Source organism: Streptomyces sp. H51 (genome assembly GCF_035656535.1).
In the GTDB taxonomy this organism is placed as follows: domain Bacteria; phylum Actinomycetota; class Actinomycetes; order Streptomycetales; family Streptomycetaceae; genus Streptomyces.
Window position 1 is genome coordinate 44,004 of record NZ_JAYMHD010000058.1, and the last position, 15,291, is coordinate 59,294.

General features: G+C 74.1%; 15 protein-coding genes. 6 read left to right on the forward strand and 9 right to left on the reverse strand.

Annotated features, from left to right (window positions below; translation table 11 throughout):
- The first annotated feature begins 9 nt into the window (after positions 1 to 9).
- The 3 genes from VKA29_RS19820 to VKA29_RS19830 all read left to right on the forward strand — a co-directional run bounded on the left by VKA29_RS19820 (position 10) and on the right by VKA29_RS19830 (position 4,346).
- A complete protein-coding gene (locus tag VKA29_RS19820; protein WP_324787205.1) occupies positions 10 to 1,050 on the forward strand; it encodes a tetratricopeptide repeat protein in 1,041 nt (346 codons plus the stop codon).
- Positions 1,047 to 2,096: a polyprenyl synthetase family protein gene (locus VKA29_RS19825; protein WP_324787206.1), complete on the forward strand. Its 1,050-nt coding sequence runs from the start codon at positions 1,047 to 1,049 to the stop codon at positions 2,094 to 2,096. Before VKA29_RS19820 ends, VKA29_RS19825 begins: the two co-directional genes overlap by 4 nt.
- A gap of 564 nt (positions 2,097 to 2,660) precedes the next feature.
- Positions 2,661 to 4,346: a serine/threonine-protein kinase gene (locus VKA29_RS19830; RefSeq protein WP_324787207.1), complete on the forward strand. Its 1,686-nt coding sequence runs from the start codon at positions 2,661 to 2,663 to the stop codon at positions 4,344 to 4,346.
- On the opposite strand, the gene VKA29_RS19835 is transcribed toward VKA29_RS19830, so the two are convergent.
- Positions 4,338 to 5,783, reverse strand: coding sequence for a serine hydrolase domain-containing protein (locus tag VKA29_RS19835; RefSeq protein ID WP_324787208.1), 1,446 nt, complete (start codon positions 5,781 to 5,783; stop codon positions 4,338 to 4,340). The genes VKA29_RS19830 and VKA29_RS19835 overlap by 9 nt on opposite strands.
- 102 nt (positions 5,784 to 5,885) lie before the next feature.
- On the opposite strand from VKA29_RS19835, the gene VKA29_RS19840 reads away from it, so the two are divergent.
- Together VKA29_RS19840 and VKA29_RS19845 are read left to right on the forward strand one after the other, a co-directional pair.
- On the forward strand, positions 5,886 to 6,857 hold the full coding sequence (locus tag VKA29_RS19840; RefSeq protein WP_324787209.1) for an LLM class F420-dependent oxidoreductase: 972 nt from the start codon (positions 5,886 to 5,888) through the stop codon (positions 6,855 to 6,857).
- A 180-nt stretch (positions 6,858 to 7,037) separates the two neighbouring features.
- The gene (locus VKA29_RS19845) at positions 7,038 to 7,745 is read left to right on the forward strand and encodes a DUF2238 domain-containing protein (protein ID WP_324787306.1); all 708 of its coding nucleotides are present in this window, start codon (positions 7,038 to 7,040) and stop codon (positions 7,743 to 7,745) included.
- Here the strand turns inward: VKA29_RS19845 and VKA29_RS19850 are convergent.
- Positions 7,666 to 8,169 (reverse strand): DUF6328 family protein, encoded by a 504-nt coding sequence (locus tag VKA29_RS19850; protein WP_324787210.1) that lies wholly within the window; start codon positions 8,167 to 8,169, stop codon positions 7,666 to 7,668. The two genes, VKA29_RS19845 and VKA29_RS19850, sit on opposite strands and share 80 nt — an antisense overlap.
- Positions 8,170 to 8,326: 157 nt before the next feature.
- Here VKA29_RS19850 and VKA29_RS19855 point away from each other — a divergent pair, with 157 nt between their 5' ends.
- On the forward strand, positions 8,327 to 8,677 hold the full coding sequence (locus VKA29_RS19855; protein ID WP_324787211.1) for a hypothetical protein: 351 nt from the start codon (positions 8,327 to 8,329) through the stop codon (positions 8,675 to 8,677).
- Between the two features lie 16 nt (positions 8,678 to 8,693).
- On the opposite strand, the gene VKA29_RS19860 is transcribed toward VKA29_RS19855, so the two are convergent.
- The 7 genes from VKA29_RS19860 to VKA29_RS19890 form a co-directional block, all read right to left on the reverse strand.
- A complete protein-coding gene (locus tag VKA29_RS19860; protein WP_324787212.1) occupies positions 8,694 to 9,677 on the reverse strand; it encodes an aldo/keto reductase in 984 nt (327 codons plus the stop codon).
- A gap of 97 nt (positions 9,678 to 9,774) precedes the next feature.
- Entirely contained in the window at positions 9,775 to 10,380 is a 606-nt protein-coding gene (locus VKA29_RS19865; RefSeq protein WP_324787213.1) for a TetR family transcriptional regulator, read from the reverse strand.
- Entirely contained in the window at positions 10,377 to 11,849 is a 1,473-nt protein-coding gene (locus VKA29_RS19870; protein WP_324787214.1) for an MFS transporter, read from the reverse strand. Before VKA29_RS19870 ends, VKA29_RS19865 begins: the two co-directional genes overlap by 4 nt.
- Before the next feature lie 73 nt (positions 11,850 to 11,922).
- Positions 11,923 to 13,146, reverse strand: coding sequence for an FAD-dependent monooxygenase (locus VKA29_RS19875; RefSeq protein ID WP_420718528.1), 1,224 nt, complete (start codon positions 13,144 to 13,146; stop codon positions 11,923 to 11,925).
- Positions 13,147 to 13,382: 236 nt separating this feature from the next.
- Positions 13,383 to 13,739: a helix-turn-helix transcriptional regulator gene (locus VKA29_RS19880; RefSeq protein WP_324787216.1), complete on the reverse strand. Its 357-nt coding sequence runs from the start codon at positions 13,737 to 13,739 to the stop codon at positions 13,383 to 13,385.
- A 513-nt stretch (positions 13,740 to 14,252) separates the two neighbouring features.
- The gene (locus tag VKA29_RS19885; RefSeq protein WP_324787307.1) at positions 14,253 to 14,567 is read right to left on the reverse strand and encodes an AzlD domain-containing protein; all 315 of its coding nucleotides are present in this window, start codon (positions 14,565 to 14,567) and stop codon (positions 14,253 to 14,255) included.
- A gap of 14 nt (positions 14,568 to 14,581) precedes the next feature.
- Positions 14,582 to 15,265 (reverse strand): AzlC family ABC transporter permease, encoded by a 684-nt coding sequence (locus tag VKA29_RS19890; RefSeq protein ID WP_324787217.1) that lies wholly within the window; start codon positions 15,263 to 15,265, stop codon positions 14,582 to 14,584.
- Between the last annotated feature and the right edge of the window lie 26 nt (positions 15,266 to 15,291).

The following is a 15,291-nucleotide window of genomic DNA, read 5'->3' on the forward strand; positions in this document are numbered from 1 at the left end:
AAGGCATCGATGTACGGCAAGGCATCCGCCCCGGAGTACCAGGGCGCGCTCACCACCCTGTCCGTCAACTCCTCGCTGACCGACGTACTCGCCGCCGGCACCGAGCAGCTCAGAGCCGCCCGGCGGGCCGGGCAGCACGGCGAGGCGGCGCGTTCCGGGCTCGCGGTCGCCGAGGCGTACCGCCGGCTGGGGCAGGTCGCCGACGCCGACCGGGCGTGGAAGGCCAGCTACCGTGCCGCCCGCGCGGCCGGGGACACCGCGGCGATGGCCTGGGCGCTGTGGAGCGGGGGCACGCTGGCCCGGCAGCGCGGCGCGTTCCCGCTCGCCCGGCGGCTGCTGGAACTCGCCGCCGAACTCGGCGAGCGCGGCGGCGACGTCGTCGTACGCGGCTACTCGCTCGCCGGGCTCGCCGAGACCGGGCGCATCCAGGGCGACTACGAGGCCGTCCGCAGGCTGCACGAGCAGTTGCTGGCCGAGGCGCGGCGGCGTGGCGAGGCACGGCACACGGTGTGGGCGCTGGAGGGCATCGCGCAGATCCACCGCCAGACCGGGTCGTACGACACCGCCCACGCCCTGTTCGAGGAGGCCGCCGGGATAGCCGGGCGCGCCGACGACCGGCGCGGCCACGCCTGGGCGCTGCGCGGGCTCGCCGACGTCGTGTCCGTGCGGGACGGGGACACCGAGCGGGCGCTCGCCCTGCTGTCGCGGGCGGAGACCGAGTGCCGCGCGATGAACCTCTCCGGCGCGCTGGCCTACAACCACAAGATGCGCGGCAACGTCCTGTACCGCGCCGGACGGTACGCCGAGGCACGGGAGCTGTACGCGCGGGCGCTGGCGGAGTTCACCGCGATGAGCGAGCCGCGCGGGCAGGCGCTGGCGCGGCTGGGGCTGGTCAAGTCGCGGGCCCGGCTGGGCCGTGACAGTTCCGCGACCGCCGCCGAACTGTCCGGACTGGCAGACGAGCTGGACCGGCTCGGGCTGCGGCACGCGCGGGAGATGGTGGCCCGCGCCGAGGAGGAACTCGGCGTCCGGGCGGAGGTCGTGCGATGACGGCGGTTCGCACCGCGCTCGGAGCGCCGGCGGACGCGTACGCGGTCCTTCACCGCTGCCGTGAGCTGACGCGGCCCGCTCTCGCCGAGGCCGTCGGCCGGATGCACCCGTGGGTGGGCGAGATGGCCGCGTACTCCTTCGGCTGGTGCGAGGTGGGCGGGGCGCCCGCCGTCGCGTCCGGCGGCAAGGGGCTGAGGCAGGCGCTGGCCGTGCTCGGCGCCGAGGCGGCGGGGGCGGCCGGGCGGGCCGGCGTGCCGGCGGCCGTCGCGGTGGAGCTGGTGCACACCTTCTCCCTGCTGCACGACGACATCATGGACGGCGACGGGGCCCGGCGGGGCCGGCCGACGGTGTGGAAGGCGTACGGCACCGGCCCCGCGGTGCTGGCGGGCGACGCCCTGTTGGCGCTGGCCGTGGAGGTGCTGGCGGCCGCTCCGGCGGGGCCGCGGGCCGTGCGGACGCTGTCGGCGGCGCTGGGCGACCTGGTGCGCGGCCAGGCCGACGACCTGCTGTTCGCCGCCCGGCCCTGGACCGGGCCGCGGCGGGTGCGGCCCGAGGAGTACCGGGCGATGGCCGAGCACAAGACGGGCGCGCTGCTGGGCTGTGCGGGCGCGCTCGGCGCCCTGCTGGGCGGCGCGGACCCCGCGGCGGTCGCCGCCCTGGACCGGGCCGGGCGGCATCTCGGGATCGCCTTCCAGATCGCCGACGACGTGCTGGGGATCTGGGGCGACCCCGCCGTCACCGGCAAGCCCGTGCACGGCGACCTGCGGGAGGGCAAGAAGACGTACCCGGTGCTGGCCGCGCTGGCGGGTGCGGACGCCCCGGCCCGCCGGCTCGCCGCGGCCCTGGAGGCTCCGGCCGCGCCACCGGAGCGGTGGCGGGAGGCGGCCGCGCTGATCGATGCGGCGGGCGGCCGGTCGGCGGCGCTGGCCGAGGCCCGGCGGCACATGGCGGCCGTGGCGGACGCCCTCGCGGACGCCTCCCTGCGGCCGCCCGCGGTGGAGGAACTGCGGTCGCTGCTGGAGTTCCTGGTCCGACGCGATCTGTGAGACGGCGCTCGCGGCGGCGAGTCGGCCTTCGCCGCGCCGGGGGGGGTCAGGATCGTAGCGGCGCCCCCTACCTCCCCCGCGCCGGAAGGCCGACCGTCAGGACCGGACTCTCGCCGGACCGAAGCGACGGCCGACCGGATCGCCGGGCAGGGCACCGTCGGGCTGGAGCCAGGCCGCGGAGACGGCGGCCTCACCGACGTGCTCGTCAGCGTCGCGGACGGCGCGCCGATCCGGGCGTGGCGGCGGCGCCGCGTGCCCGGCGGGTCCTCGAACGGGCCCGGCGACGGGGCGCGGCTCGCTCCGGCCGTGTGCGACGGGAATGCCGCGACCGGTGACGTGGCGGCCCGGGCGGAGTGTTTCGGCCCGGGCGGAGCTTTTCGGCCTGCGCCGAATTCACGGCATCGCCTTGTTGAATTCTCGTCAATAACCGTCGGCTGCAAGACGAACGCCGGTCGGACAATGACCGAATTTCAGAGAACACCGCTTGATCGCGGATTCTTTGAACGCTGCCCGTGGCACCCCGCGTACCTCTGGGAGAAAGGTGAGCCAGGGGTTCGGCGAGGGATGACCATGGTCAAGGCACATGTCTTCACACACGAGTTGGTTGCCGAAAGATACCAACTCGTCGATATCGTCCATCGCGAGACGAACAGGATCTGCTGGTACGCCAAGGACGTCGGCACCCGGCGCCCCTGTCTGCTCACCCAGATCGTCCTGCCGACGGACCCCGACGGTGAAGCCGGCCCCCGGGCCGCCGCCCGCGTCATCAGCATGTCCGAGACCATGGGGCGGCTGTGCCCCGGCCGGGTCGCCACGGTCGTCGACGCGGTGGCGGAGCACGGCGTGCTGTGGACGGTCGCCGAGTGGGTCGACGGCACCCCCCTCGGCCAGCTCCTCGGCCACGGCGCCTTCGACCAGGCGCGGGCGGCGCGCATCGCGTGGGAACTGCTCGACGTCCTGGAGGCCGCGCACGGCCAGGGGATCACGCACGGCGAGCTCAGCCCCGGCCAGGTGTTCGTGCCCGACCGGGGACCGGTGGTGGTCGCCGGGTTCGGGCTGGCCGGCGCGACCCTCGGCCCACGGCTGACCGCGCCCTCGTACGCCTCCCCCGAGCAGGCCCGCGACGAGCGGATCGGACCGGCGGCGGACCTGTGGGCCCTCGGAGCCATGCTCTACGCGATGCTGGAGGGGCGCCCGCCGTTCCGGGACCGCGGCCGCCCGGAGTCCACGCTGCGTGCCGTGGACCGGCTCCCGCTGCGCACACCGGTGCGGTCGGGGCAGCTCACCCGGACCGTGCAGGGGCTGCTGCGCAAGGACTCCCACGAGCGCCTGACCCGCACCGCGCTCCGGCAGGCCCTCGGCCCCGTCCTCACCGAGGACCCCGGGGAGGCCGCGTCGGCGTCCGCCCGGCGCCGGCTGCGCGCCCCGTTCACCGCCGCCGCGCGGGCCGCCCCGGGCTGGAGCGGGCGGGCCATGACGGCCGGCACCGCCCTGGCCGTCGTCACCGTCGCCATCGCCGTCCTCGCCGCGACCCGGCAACTGCCGGGCCTCGACAGCACCGGCGCGGGCGCGGCACCCCACCCGTCCGGCACCGCGACCGCCGCCGCCACCGCGCACCGGACCGGACCCGGCCGGCGCGCCGAGGGCCACGCCTCCGTCCCCGTTCCCTCCGCCGCGTCCACCCGGCCCCCTTCCGCGGCCGCGTCGCCCCCGGTGTCGCCCTCGGCCTCCGCCCCCGCGTCGGCGGCCGCGTCGGCGTCCAGGTCGACGCCGGCCACCGCCCTCCCGCCCGGCTTCCACCGGTACACCGCCCCCGAGGGCTTCTCCGTCGCCCTCCCGGACGGCTGGACGCGGCTGCGGACGGACCGGCAGTCCGGCGTGGCCCACCGCGTCACCTTCGGCGCGCACGGCGACCCGCGCACCCTCGCGGTCACCTACAGCACGCGGGTGGGCCCGGACCCCGTCGCCGTGTGGCGCGACGACGTGGAGCCCGAACTGGAGCGCCACCCCGGCTACCGGCGTATCGGCGACATCCGGGCGACGGCCTACCAGGGCCGCAGCGCCGCCGACATGGAGTGGCTGTCCGAGGCGCACGGGACGCAGGTGCGCACCTTCGGCCGGGGCGTCGTGCTCGGCGGCGGGCGCGGCTTCTCGCTGCGCTGGACGACGCCGGCCGCCGACCGGGACGGCTCCGCCGACCGGCAGGCGCTCGCGACCGTCCTGCGGACCTTCCGGATGCCGTCAGCCTGAGTACCGGGGCGCGCGCATCGCCCGCAGCCCCGGAGCGTGCAGCGGCGTGGTGCGCCAGCACGCCGTGAACGTCCCGTCCGGCAGTGAGCACGTCACCGTCAGCCGGTGCGGCGTCTCCAGGAACACGAGGTCCACGGCGAGGGTGCCGGCGTCCGCCCACCCCCCGCTGACCGCGGTCGGCAGCGGTTCGTCGGCCTCCCACCAGCCGGTCCGCCCGATGCGGAAGGGGAGCCGGTGGCCGTCCTCGGTGAGCGTCAGCGTCCAGCCGTCCGCGTCCGCCGTCACCCCGGCCCCGGTCAGCTTCGGCAGCCCCGCGCACCGGCCGCCGCGCGGGGTGAACACGGCGCCGGACCACTCCGGCGCCCGGTCCGGCGGGGCGGGCCGGCCCCCGGCGGGCGGCAGGGCCAGCCGCGCGAGCCGTTCCCCCAGCGCGGCGTCCTCGTCCGTCCGGTCCGGCAGCGGTCCGGGGCGGAAGGCCGGCAGCAGATGTGTCCATACCAGGTCCAGGAGTTGCTGCATCTCCACCGTCGCCGCCGTGGTCGCGACCACGGCGTCCTGTTCGGGCAGCACCAGGCAGAACTGGCCGTACGCCCCGTCGCCGCGGTAACCGTGCCGGGAGCGCCAGAACTGCAGGCCGTAGCCCTGCTTCCAGTCCGACAGCGCCTCCCCGGGCGTGCCGTCGGCGGTGTCGATGTGCGCGCGCGACGCCTCGGCCGCCCATCCCTCGGGCAGCAGCCGCTCGCCTTCCCACACGCCGTCGCGCAGATACAGCTCGCCGAGCCGGGCGATGGCGTCGGTGGGGGCGTGCAGCCCGCTGAAACCCAGTTCGCGGCCGGCCCGGTCGCGCAGCCAGGCGATCTCCCCGATCCCGAGCGGATCGAGCAGCCGGGTCCGCAGGTAGGCGCTCAGCGGCTGACCGGTGACGCGCTGGACGATCGCGGCGAGGGTGTAGGTGGTGGGCTGGTTGTAGGCGAAGACGGTGCCCGGGTCGCCGTCCGGAGGGATCCGGAGGAACCCGCGCACCAGTTCCTCGCGGTCCGCGGCGCGCGCCCGTTCGAGCGTCTCGGTCCGGTGGCCGCTGGCCATGGACGCCACGTGCCGCACCAGCATCGCCCGGCTGCGCGGGTCGGTGACGTCGGCCGCGAACTCCGGGAAGTAGGAGATCACCGGGGCGTCGAGGTCCAGCAGCCCCTCGGCGGCGGCGAGCCCGGCGGCCGTCGCGGTGAAGCTCTTGCTGAGCGAGTACAGCAGGTGCGGGCGGGATTCCGTGTACGGCGCCCACCAGCCGGACGCCACGAGGCGGCCGTGCCTGACGACCATCACGCTGTGCGGCTCGATGTCCGGGGCGGCTTCGACGGCGTCGAGGAAGGCGTGGACGCCGGACGCGTCGACGCCTTGGGCGGAGGGACTGCCGGGGGGCAGCGGGCGAGCGCTCATGACGGCATCCTGCCCCGCGGGCCCGCGCGTGACCGCGCTGTCGGGGCCGGTGCGGCTGTCGGGCCGTCGTTTCCGGCCGCCCGCGCAGGGGACCCGGCGGCCATGGTGCAGATCGGATACACGATGATGACGGAGCAGGCCGGCCCCCGTGAGCTCGTCGACCATGTGGTGCGGGCCGAGGAGGCGGGCTTCGACTTCTCGGTGACCTCGGACCACTACTTCCCCTGGCTGCGCGTCCAGGGCCACGCGCCGTACGCCTGGAGCGTGCTGGGCGCGGCCGCGCAGGCGACCTCGCGCATCCCGCTGATGACGTACGTGACGTGCCCCACCGTCCGCTACCACCCGGCGGTGGTGGCGCAGAAGGCCGCGACCGTGCAGCTGCTCTCCGAGGGCAGGTTCCGGCTCGGTCTGGGCTCCGGCGAGAACCTGAACGAGCACGTGGTGGGCGGCGGCTGGCCGTCGGTGGACGTGCGCCACGAGATGCTCGAGGAAGCCGTGGGGATCATCCGGGCGCTGTTCGACGGCGGCCATGTCACCCGGCGCGGCAAGCACTTCGACGTCGAGTCGGCGCGGCTGTGGGACCTGCCGGACGAGCCGCCGCCCATCGGCGTGGCCGTCTCGGGCGAACGGTCCTGCGCGCTGGCCGGGCGGCTGGCCGACCTGGTCGTCGCCACCGAGCCGGAGCGGGGCCTGCTGGAGTCCTTCGACCGGCACGGCGGCGAGGGCAAGCCGCGGGTGGGCCAGCTGCCGGTCTGCTACGACCCCGACCGGGACACGGCCGTCAAACGCGCCCACGCCCAGTTCCGCTGGTTCGGCAGCGGCTGGAAGGTCAACTCCGAGCTGCCGCACCCGGATTCGTTCGAGGCGGCCACGCAGTTCGTGACGCCCGACGACGTCGCCGCCGCGATCCCGTGCGGTGACGACCCGGAGGCCTTCGTCGAGGCGGTGCGGCCGTTCGCCGACGCCGGGTTCGACGAGATCGCGCTGGTGCAGATCGGCGGGGAGAGCCAGCCGGAGTTCATCGACTGGGCGTCGAAGACGCTCCTGCCCGCGCTGCACGACGCGCTCGGCTGACGGGCCGGCTCAGGACGACGCGCTCGGCCGACGGCACCGCTCGGCCGACCTCGCGGGCGCGGGTTCGCGGGTTCGCAGGGGGCGTCGACGCAGGCGCGCTGAGTAGCCGTACTCATGCCTCGTCGCCGCCCGCGCGGCCACGATGGGGGCTCGACGAGGAGGAGCCCCCCGATGACCACCATGACCGCCGCACGTCCCGCCCCGCCCCGGCGGCGGCTGCCCGCGCTGCTCGCCGCCGTCGCCGTCGCGGGACTGGCCGTCTCCGCCTGGGCCCCGCACGACCGCACCACCTGGTTCCTGGAGACGGTGTGGGTGCTGGTCGGGCTGCCGCTTGCGGTGCTGACCCGGCGGCGCTTCCCGCTGACGGACCTGCTGTGCTGCCTGCTGGCCGCGCACGCGCTCGTCCTGGCGGTGGGCGGGCACTACACCTACGCCGAGGTGCCCGCCGGCGACTGGGTGCGGGACGCCTTCGGGCTGGACCGCAATCCCTACGACCGCTTCGGGCACCTCATGCAGGGCTTCGTGCCGGCGGTGCTGGTGCGGGAGCTGCTCAGCCGCACCTCGCCGCTGCGCGGCAGCCGCTGGCTGGCTCCGCTGACCGTGTGCGCCTGCCTCGCCTTCAGTGCCGTGTTCGAGATGCTGGAGTGGCTGGCCGCCGTGGTCGGCGGCCAGGCGGCGGACGCGTTCCTCGCCACGCAGGGCGATGTGTGGGACACCCAGTGGGACATGTTCTGCGCGCTGGTCGGCGCGACCGTGTCGGTGCTGCTGCTCGGCCGCCTGCACGACCGGCAGCTGGCGGCGCCCGGCCTCACCTCGTCGTATGACGGTGCCGGGTCCACAGCGGCACCCCGAACCAGCACAGCAGGTACCACGCGACGACGCCGGTGACGATCCAGGTGACGGCCCCGTTGTGGGTCGCCACCCGCAGGATGAGCACGAGCGAACTGGTCATGGTGGCCAGCAGCAGCACCAGGCCGGCGAAGGTCATCCGGGAGGCCCACTCCACCGCCTGCGGTTTGATCCGCCGCCCGGACACCAGACGGTGCAGCGACACCGGCCCGATCAGCGCCCCGGTGGTGGCGGCGCCGAGGACGACGGTGACGATGTAGATGGTCTTGTCGGTCTGTTCCAGCTGACCGTACTTCGGGGTGAACACGACGGTCAGCAGGAAACCGAACAGGATCTGCACCCCGGTCTGGGCGACCCTGACCTCCTGGATGAGCTCGGTCCACTTCCGGTCGGCCCGCTCCTCCTCGGTCTCGTGCCGTCCCCAGTCGTTCACGAGGTCCGCACCGTGCTCCCTGTCGGCCAACGCCTTCCTCCCGGCTCGCCCGGCCACCGCCGTCTCTCCGGGACGTGTTCCCGCATCGGCCGGGTTGACCGGTCCGGACGGCGGACTGTTTGGCCGATCACCGGACGGTTACCCGGAGCGCATGGCTCACGACGACCAGCCGAGGAGTGCGTCGACGATGTCCGCCACCGAGCTCACCCTCATCCTCAGCGGCGGCAGCGCCGCCGACGCGCGGGCCGTGGTGCGGGCCCTGGAGCCGGCCTTCGGGTCGGCGCGGGCCCTGCCCGCCGACGAACGGGCCACGATCCACACGGCGACGTTCGAACACGATGCCGCAGGCCCGTCGCGGGCCGGCGGCCCGGGCGGCACCTCCGGCCGTCTGTCCGGGGCGGTGACGGTCACCGTGCAGGGCGCCCCCGAGGCGGTGGCGAAGGCGCGCGAGAGGCTGAACCACGCCTTCACCGCGCAGGACCAGGGGTCGGTCTCCGGCGACCAGGAGCAGGAGTGGCAGCTGCTCCTGGAGCCGTGAGCGTGCCCGCGCGGTCCTACCAGCGGTGTTCGACCTGGTCCTTGATGCGGCGGTCGTAGAGGTCGCGGATCGCGTCGAGGGTCTCGGCGCCGAGTTCCGGCAGCGCGGCGGCGGCCGCGTTGGCGCGGGCCTGCTCCGGTGAGCGGGCGCCGGGGATCACGGTGGTCACGCCGGGCTGCTGGACGATCCAGCGCAGGGCGAGTTGGGCCGGGGTGTACCCCTCGGGCGCGAGGGCGGCGAACTCGGCGGCCGCCTCCACGCCGGTGTCGTAGTCGACGCCGGAGAACGTCTCGCCGACGTCGAAGGACTCGCCGTGGCGGTTGTAGGTGCGGTGGTCGTCCGCGGCGAAGACGGTGTCCTTGGTGTACTTCCCCGACAGCAGGCCGGAGGCCAGCGGCACACGCGCGATGATGCCGACGCCCGCCTCCCGCGCCGCGGGCAGCACCTCGCGCAGCGGCTTCATGCGGAACGGGTTGAGGATGATCTGCACGCTCGCCACGTTCGGACGGGCGATCGCGGTCAGCGCCTCCGCGCAGGTCTCCACGCTGACGCCGTAGGCGGCTACGCGCTCCTCCTCGACCAGGGTGTCGAGGGCGTCGAAGACCTCGTCGGTGGAGTAGACGGGCGTGGGCGGGCAGTGCAGTTGCACGAGGTCGATGCGGTCGACGCCGAGGTTGCGCCGGGAACGGTCGTTCCAGGCGCGGAAGTTGTCCAGTACGTAGTTCTGCGGGAGTTGCTCGGCGCGGCGGCCCATCTTGGTGGCCACCAGCACGCGCAGGTCCGGCCGGCCGCGCAGGAAGGCGGCGATGGTCCGCTCGCTGCGCCCGTCGCCGTACACGTCGGCGGTGTCGAAGAAGGTCACCCCCGACTCGGCCGCCGCCTCCAGGACCGCGTGGGCGTCCTTGTCGTCGACCTCGCCCCAGTCGGCGCCCAGCTGCCATGTCCCGAGACCGACGACGGACGCGTGCCGGCCGGACCTGTCGAATACGCGCTCTTCCATGCCGTCAGTCTGTCATCCGCGCCGCCCGCCCCCGGAACCGGCCGCTCGGGTTCCGCCGCGTCCGGGCACCCGCGGCGGCCACGGGGGCGGTTCGCGGTCAGGACGGCCGGGTTCCCGCGCCGGGCGTGAGGTGGGCCTGGAGCGCGGGCGCGCAGCGGTCCACGAGGTCGTCCACCGGCGCACCGCGCACGTGGGCGCCGCGGGCGATGCCGTACATGACGCCCAGGCCGAGCAGCATGCCGACGGCGAGTTCCGCGCGCAGGCCCGCGTCGGGGCCGGTGAGGCGGGCGGCGAGGCGTTCGGTGACCTGGGTGCGGAAGTTGGCGCGCAGGATGTCGCCCTGCTCGCCGTGCAGCGGGGCGAACACGATCCGCAGCAGCGGGTCGGCGCCCTGCCGGGACTGGCTGACCAGGACCTGGTGGACCATGTGCCGGCCGAGCCCGTCCAGCGGCGCGTCGAGCAGCGCGTCGGCGTCCGCCTCGAAGGACATCACCCGGGCGAACAGGGCGTCCTTGTTGCCGAAGTACTTCAGGACCAACGGCGGGCTGACACCGGCCCGTTCGGCCACGGCCTTGAGGGTGATGTCGGCGTGGGCGTGCCGGGCCAGCAGGTGGCGGGCGGCCTTGAGGATGGCCGCCTTGGTCGCCTCGGCGTCCCGGCGGGCGGGTGCGGGCAGGGTGGGTGGAGTGCTCACGGCCCTCATGTTCCCTCCAACGCCTCGTCGCGGGTGTCCCGGACGCCGCCGCGGGCCCGGCGGGTGCCCCCGGGCCCGGCGTCGCGGGGGATGGACAGGGCCGCGGCGCAGGCTGCCAGCGCGACGGCGCCGGCGATCGCGAAGGCGATCAGGTACCCGTGCAGGGTCGGCACGGGTGCACCGCCCACCGGGCTGGTGTGGTGCACCAGCACCGCGGCGACCGCGGCGCTGGAGGCGGCCTGGCCGATGGTGCGCATCAGCACGTTGACGCCGTTGGCGGAGGCGGTCTGCCCGGCCGGGACGGCGCGCAGGATCAGGGTGGGCAGGGCGGAGTAGGCGAGGGTGGTCCCGGTCGCCACCACGGTCGCCCCCAGGATGATCATCCACAGGTCACGGCTGTCGGCGATCCGTACGGCGTAGCCGCAGGCGATGACCGCCGCGCCGAGGGCGAGCGTGACGCGCGGGCCGCGGACCGCGGAGATCCGGGCCGACAGCGGCGAGAACAGGAGCATGGTGACCCCACCCGGCAGCAGGCACAGGCCGGTGGCCACGATCGACAGGCCGAGCCCGTACCCGGTGGCCTTCGGCGCCTGCACCAGCTGGGCCGTCACCAGGGAGTTGGCGTAGAAGGCGAAGCCGGTGAGCAGGGCCGCCACGTGCGACAGGCCCACCCGCGGCCGGGTGACCAGCCGCAGGTCGACCAGCGGCCGTTCGGTGCGCAACTGCTGCGCCCACCACAGCGCCAGGACGGCGGCGGCGACGGCGAACAGGCCGAGGACCCGTGCGCTGCTCCAGCCCCACTGCCCGCCCTGGGACACCCCCAGCAGCAGGCACACCAGTCCGGCCGCCAGCCCCAGCGCGCCCAGGACGTCGAACCGGCCGGGCCGGCGCACCGGGGATTCACGGACCGCCCACCACACGGCCGTCACGCCCAGCGCGCCGAGGGCGCCGGTCAGCCAGAACATCGTGTGCCAGTCGGCGTACTGCACCACCAGCGCGGCCAGCGGCAGGCCCAGGGCGGCGCCGATGCCGACCGTGGAGCTCATCAGCGCCACCGCGGAGCCGCGTCGTTCGGGCGGCAGTTCGTCGCGCAGGATGCTGATCGACAGCGGCACCACGGAGGCGGCGGCGCCCTGCAGGGCGCGGGCCGTGATGAGCACGGCGATGTCGGAGGACAGGGCGCACATCACCGCGCCGGCCGTCATCAGCGTCAGCGCCGCCATCAGCACCCGGCGCTTGCCGTACATGTCCCCGGCCCGGCCGAGCACCGGGGTGAGGACGGCGCCCGACAGGAGCGTGGCGGTGACCGTCCAGGAGACCGCGCCCGCCGACGCCCCGGTCAGCCGCGGCAGGTCGGGCAGCAGCGGGACGACCACGGTCTGCATGACCGCCATGAGGATGCCGCCGAACGCCAGCGCGGGGACGGTGAACCGCTTCCGCAGGCCGTCCGGGCGCGGTATCGGGGCGGGTTGCTCCATGAGGACTCCAGCGGACGGAAAACGAGAAAGCAGGTGAATGGCCATTCACCATACCGGGTGAATGGCCATTCACTCAGCCCTGTCCGCGGGAGGCCAGCGTCCGCGCGTACACGGTGCGCGCGATCCTGGGGCCCAGCCAGCGCTTGAGGCGGCGCAGCGCCTCCGACCGACCGACGGCGTGGTCGATCCGGTAGTACAGCTGCGGCGGGACGTACGGCAGCAGCGGCGAGTGGCGCTGGCCGAGCAGCGCGAACATCCGCTCCGGCGGCAGGTGGATGTAGCGCTGCAGGTTCTCGTACCACTGGGCGCTGTAGCGGGCCGCGCTCTGGACGGGCAGCAGTGCCTTCTTGCGTTCGTGTTCGTAGCGGGCGAGGGCGTACGGCAGCGGGGCGGGCTCGCGCAGTGCGCCGGCCAGCGCGATGGCGTCCTCCAGGGCGAGGGTGGTGCCGGCGCCGATGGAGTAGTGCGTGGTGTGCGCGGCGTCGCCGACGAGTACGAGGTTGCCCCGGTGCCAGGTGCGGTTGGTGAGGGTGCGGAAGGTGAGCCACTGGGCGCCGGAGCCGGCGCCCGCGGAGGCGCTGCCGATGAGCGGGTGGCCGTCCAGGATGCCGGCGAACAGTTTCTCCAGCAGCGCCAGCCGCTCCGCCTCGCTCCCCCGGTCGAGACCGAGTCCGGTGCGGGTCTCGGGCGCGCACTCGATGACGCAGGTGCTGCGGTCGGCGCCGTAGGGATAGCCGTAGCACCAGATCCAGCCGTGGCCGGTCTTCACGAAGGCGAAGGTGAAGGAGTCGAAGACCTTGGTGGTGCCGAGCCAGACGTAGGTGTTGCGCCCGTTCTTGATCCGCGTGCCGAAGTGCCCGGCGTGCCGGGTGCGCAGGGCGCTGCCGACGCCGTCGCCCGCGACGACGAGGTCGGCGTCCGGCAGGCCGCCCGGGGTGATCTCGCGTTCGAACTCCAGGCGCACGCCGAGGGAGCGGGCCCGGTCGGCGAGGATCTCCAGGAAACGGTGGCGGCCGATGCCGTGGCCCTCGTCGCCGGGGCGGCGGGTCGTCAGGTCGCCCACGTGGGCGACCCCCTGGTTCCAGCGGACCGAGTTCTCGCGCACCGCGCGCGCCGACTCGGGGTCGTGTTCGTGGAGCCGGTCGAGCAGTTCCCGCCAGTAGGTCACGCCCCAGCCGTAGGTCGAGCCCTCCGGATCGCGTTCGTGGACGGTGATGTCGTGGGACGGGTCCTGCCGCTTCAGCAGGATCGAGAGGTACAGGCCCGCGGGCCCGCCTCCGACACAGGCGACCTTCACACACACCCCTTAGAACTACCCAAAGCGGACAATTGATGACGCAGGGTAGCAGGGCGGGCGCGGCTACTCGGGGGTTCACCCCGCAGGCCGCGGGCACCCATGGAGAGGGCGGACTGGAGGAGCGGGGCCGGGACCGGCCCCGGCGCGGCGCGGGCGCGGGACGCCCTGTATCGCCGCCCGAATACCATTCGGGCGGCGACACAGGAGTCTTCACCCGCGCACGCGCGGCGAATTGGTCACCGTGGCGCGTTACGGCCTCCCCCGGCGATCTCCCAGGCGAAGCCGGCGATTCCGGCCTGGAGTCGCGATTCCACGCCTAACTTGGCCAATATCTGGGCGACATGCGCCTTGGTCGTGCGTTCGGTAATGCCGAGCCGGGTCGCGATGCTCCTGTTCGACGCCCCTTTCCCCAGGAGCCGGAAGACATCGAGTTCACGCTCGGACAACAGCGGCACGCGTGCCATCGCGTCCCGGACGCCGTCGTCCCGGACATCGTCGTGGAGCAGGGTCAGCCGTGGCTCGGAGACGAGGGACTGCTGATCGTCGGCCAGGCGGGCACGCGGTCTCGGACTCTCCGTCTTCATGATGTTCATGCGGGTCTGTCAGCGCTCCTTGGGCGTGTGTCCGTGGGGTGCCGCGGGTGCGGCGTCGACATGTGCCACGAGCCGGTCCACGGCGGTGCGCGCGCAGACTGCCGCGAAAACCCTTCGCCGGCCGGCACGAAGCGACCGGATCGAACGCCGCTCAGGATCGCTCCGGGAAGTCGGCGCAATCGTCCTGCACGCATCTCAGCAGATCCTTTACGGACATCCGAGGGAGAGTGTTCCGAGAATGGGGCAGCCATCCTGAAGCAACTGCGCACTACGGGTACGAGGCGCACACGGGCTGGACGATTTCCGCGTTGTTGTCCACTTCTCACAGAGGGTACTCGACCGCTTTCGGAGCGAACAACAGTGCGTCCACACTGCGAGAAGGCCATGCGATGAGAACGCGTCAAAATCGGCGCGCAGGTTTGTTCTGTCCTTTCGGATCCGTCGGCTCAAAAGGAACGCCCGCCGGGGAATCCGGCGGGCGTGAGGGTGGGCGTCGTGGCGGATCCGGTCGGGTCAGGGGATTCCAGCCAGTCTCAGCAGCGCGGCCGTGCCCGCCGCCGTCAGCACGACGACGAGGAACGGCGCCTTGCGCAGGGCGAGCACTCCGCCCGCCAGGACCCCGATCGGCCGCGCGGCACCGGCGAAGGCGTGCCCCTCGGTCAGCGCCGAAGTGGCCGCCAGCGCGGCGAGCAGGACCACCGCGGAGACCTCCAGCATCTTCTCGGCCCGCTTCGGGAAGGTGACCTTGGCGCGCAGGGCCGGGCCCGACAGACGCAGCAGGAAGGTACCGGCGGCCAGGCCCAGCATCGCCGCCAGCGTCGGCAGCATCGGGACGGACCCGCTCACCGGACGGCTCCTTCCCGGGACCTGACGGTGCACAGCGGCAGCGCGGCCAGGGCGATCAGCACCGGCAGCCCGACCGGTACGAACGCGGTGACGGCCAGCGCCAGCGCGGCACCGGCCAGCGCGGTCCGCCGGACCGCCCGCTCCTTCATCGCGGGCAGGATCAGCGCCAGGATGACCGCGGGGAACATGGCGTCCAGACCCAGCGCCCCGGTGTCCCTGACGACCGTGCCGAGCAACGCCCCCAGTGCGGCGCCGGCCGGCCAGCAGGCGAGGATGCCCAGGCCACAGGCCCAGTAGGCGGCCCGCTTGCGGTGCATCCCGTCCTGGGAGAGGGCGAAGACGACCGTCTCGTCGTTCATCAGATGGGTGCCGAGCAGTCCGCGCCAGCCGCGCCCGAGCACATCGGGTACCGCGAGCCCGAAGGGCAGGTGACGGGCGTTGACCAGGAGCCCGGCCAGCAGCGCGGCGATCGGACTGCCGCCGGCGGCCACGATCCCGATGAACAGGAACTCGGAGGACGCGGCCAGGACCAGCGCCCCCATCAGCACCGGGAACCACCAGGCGAATCCGGACGTGGTCGCGACGGCGCCGTAGGAGACGCCGATGACCCCGACGGCCAGGCAGACCAGCGCGATGTCGCGCAGCGGCCCGGAGCCGAGGGTTTTCCATAACGAACGCATGGCTTTTATACTGAACACACCTGAAC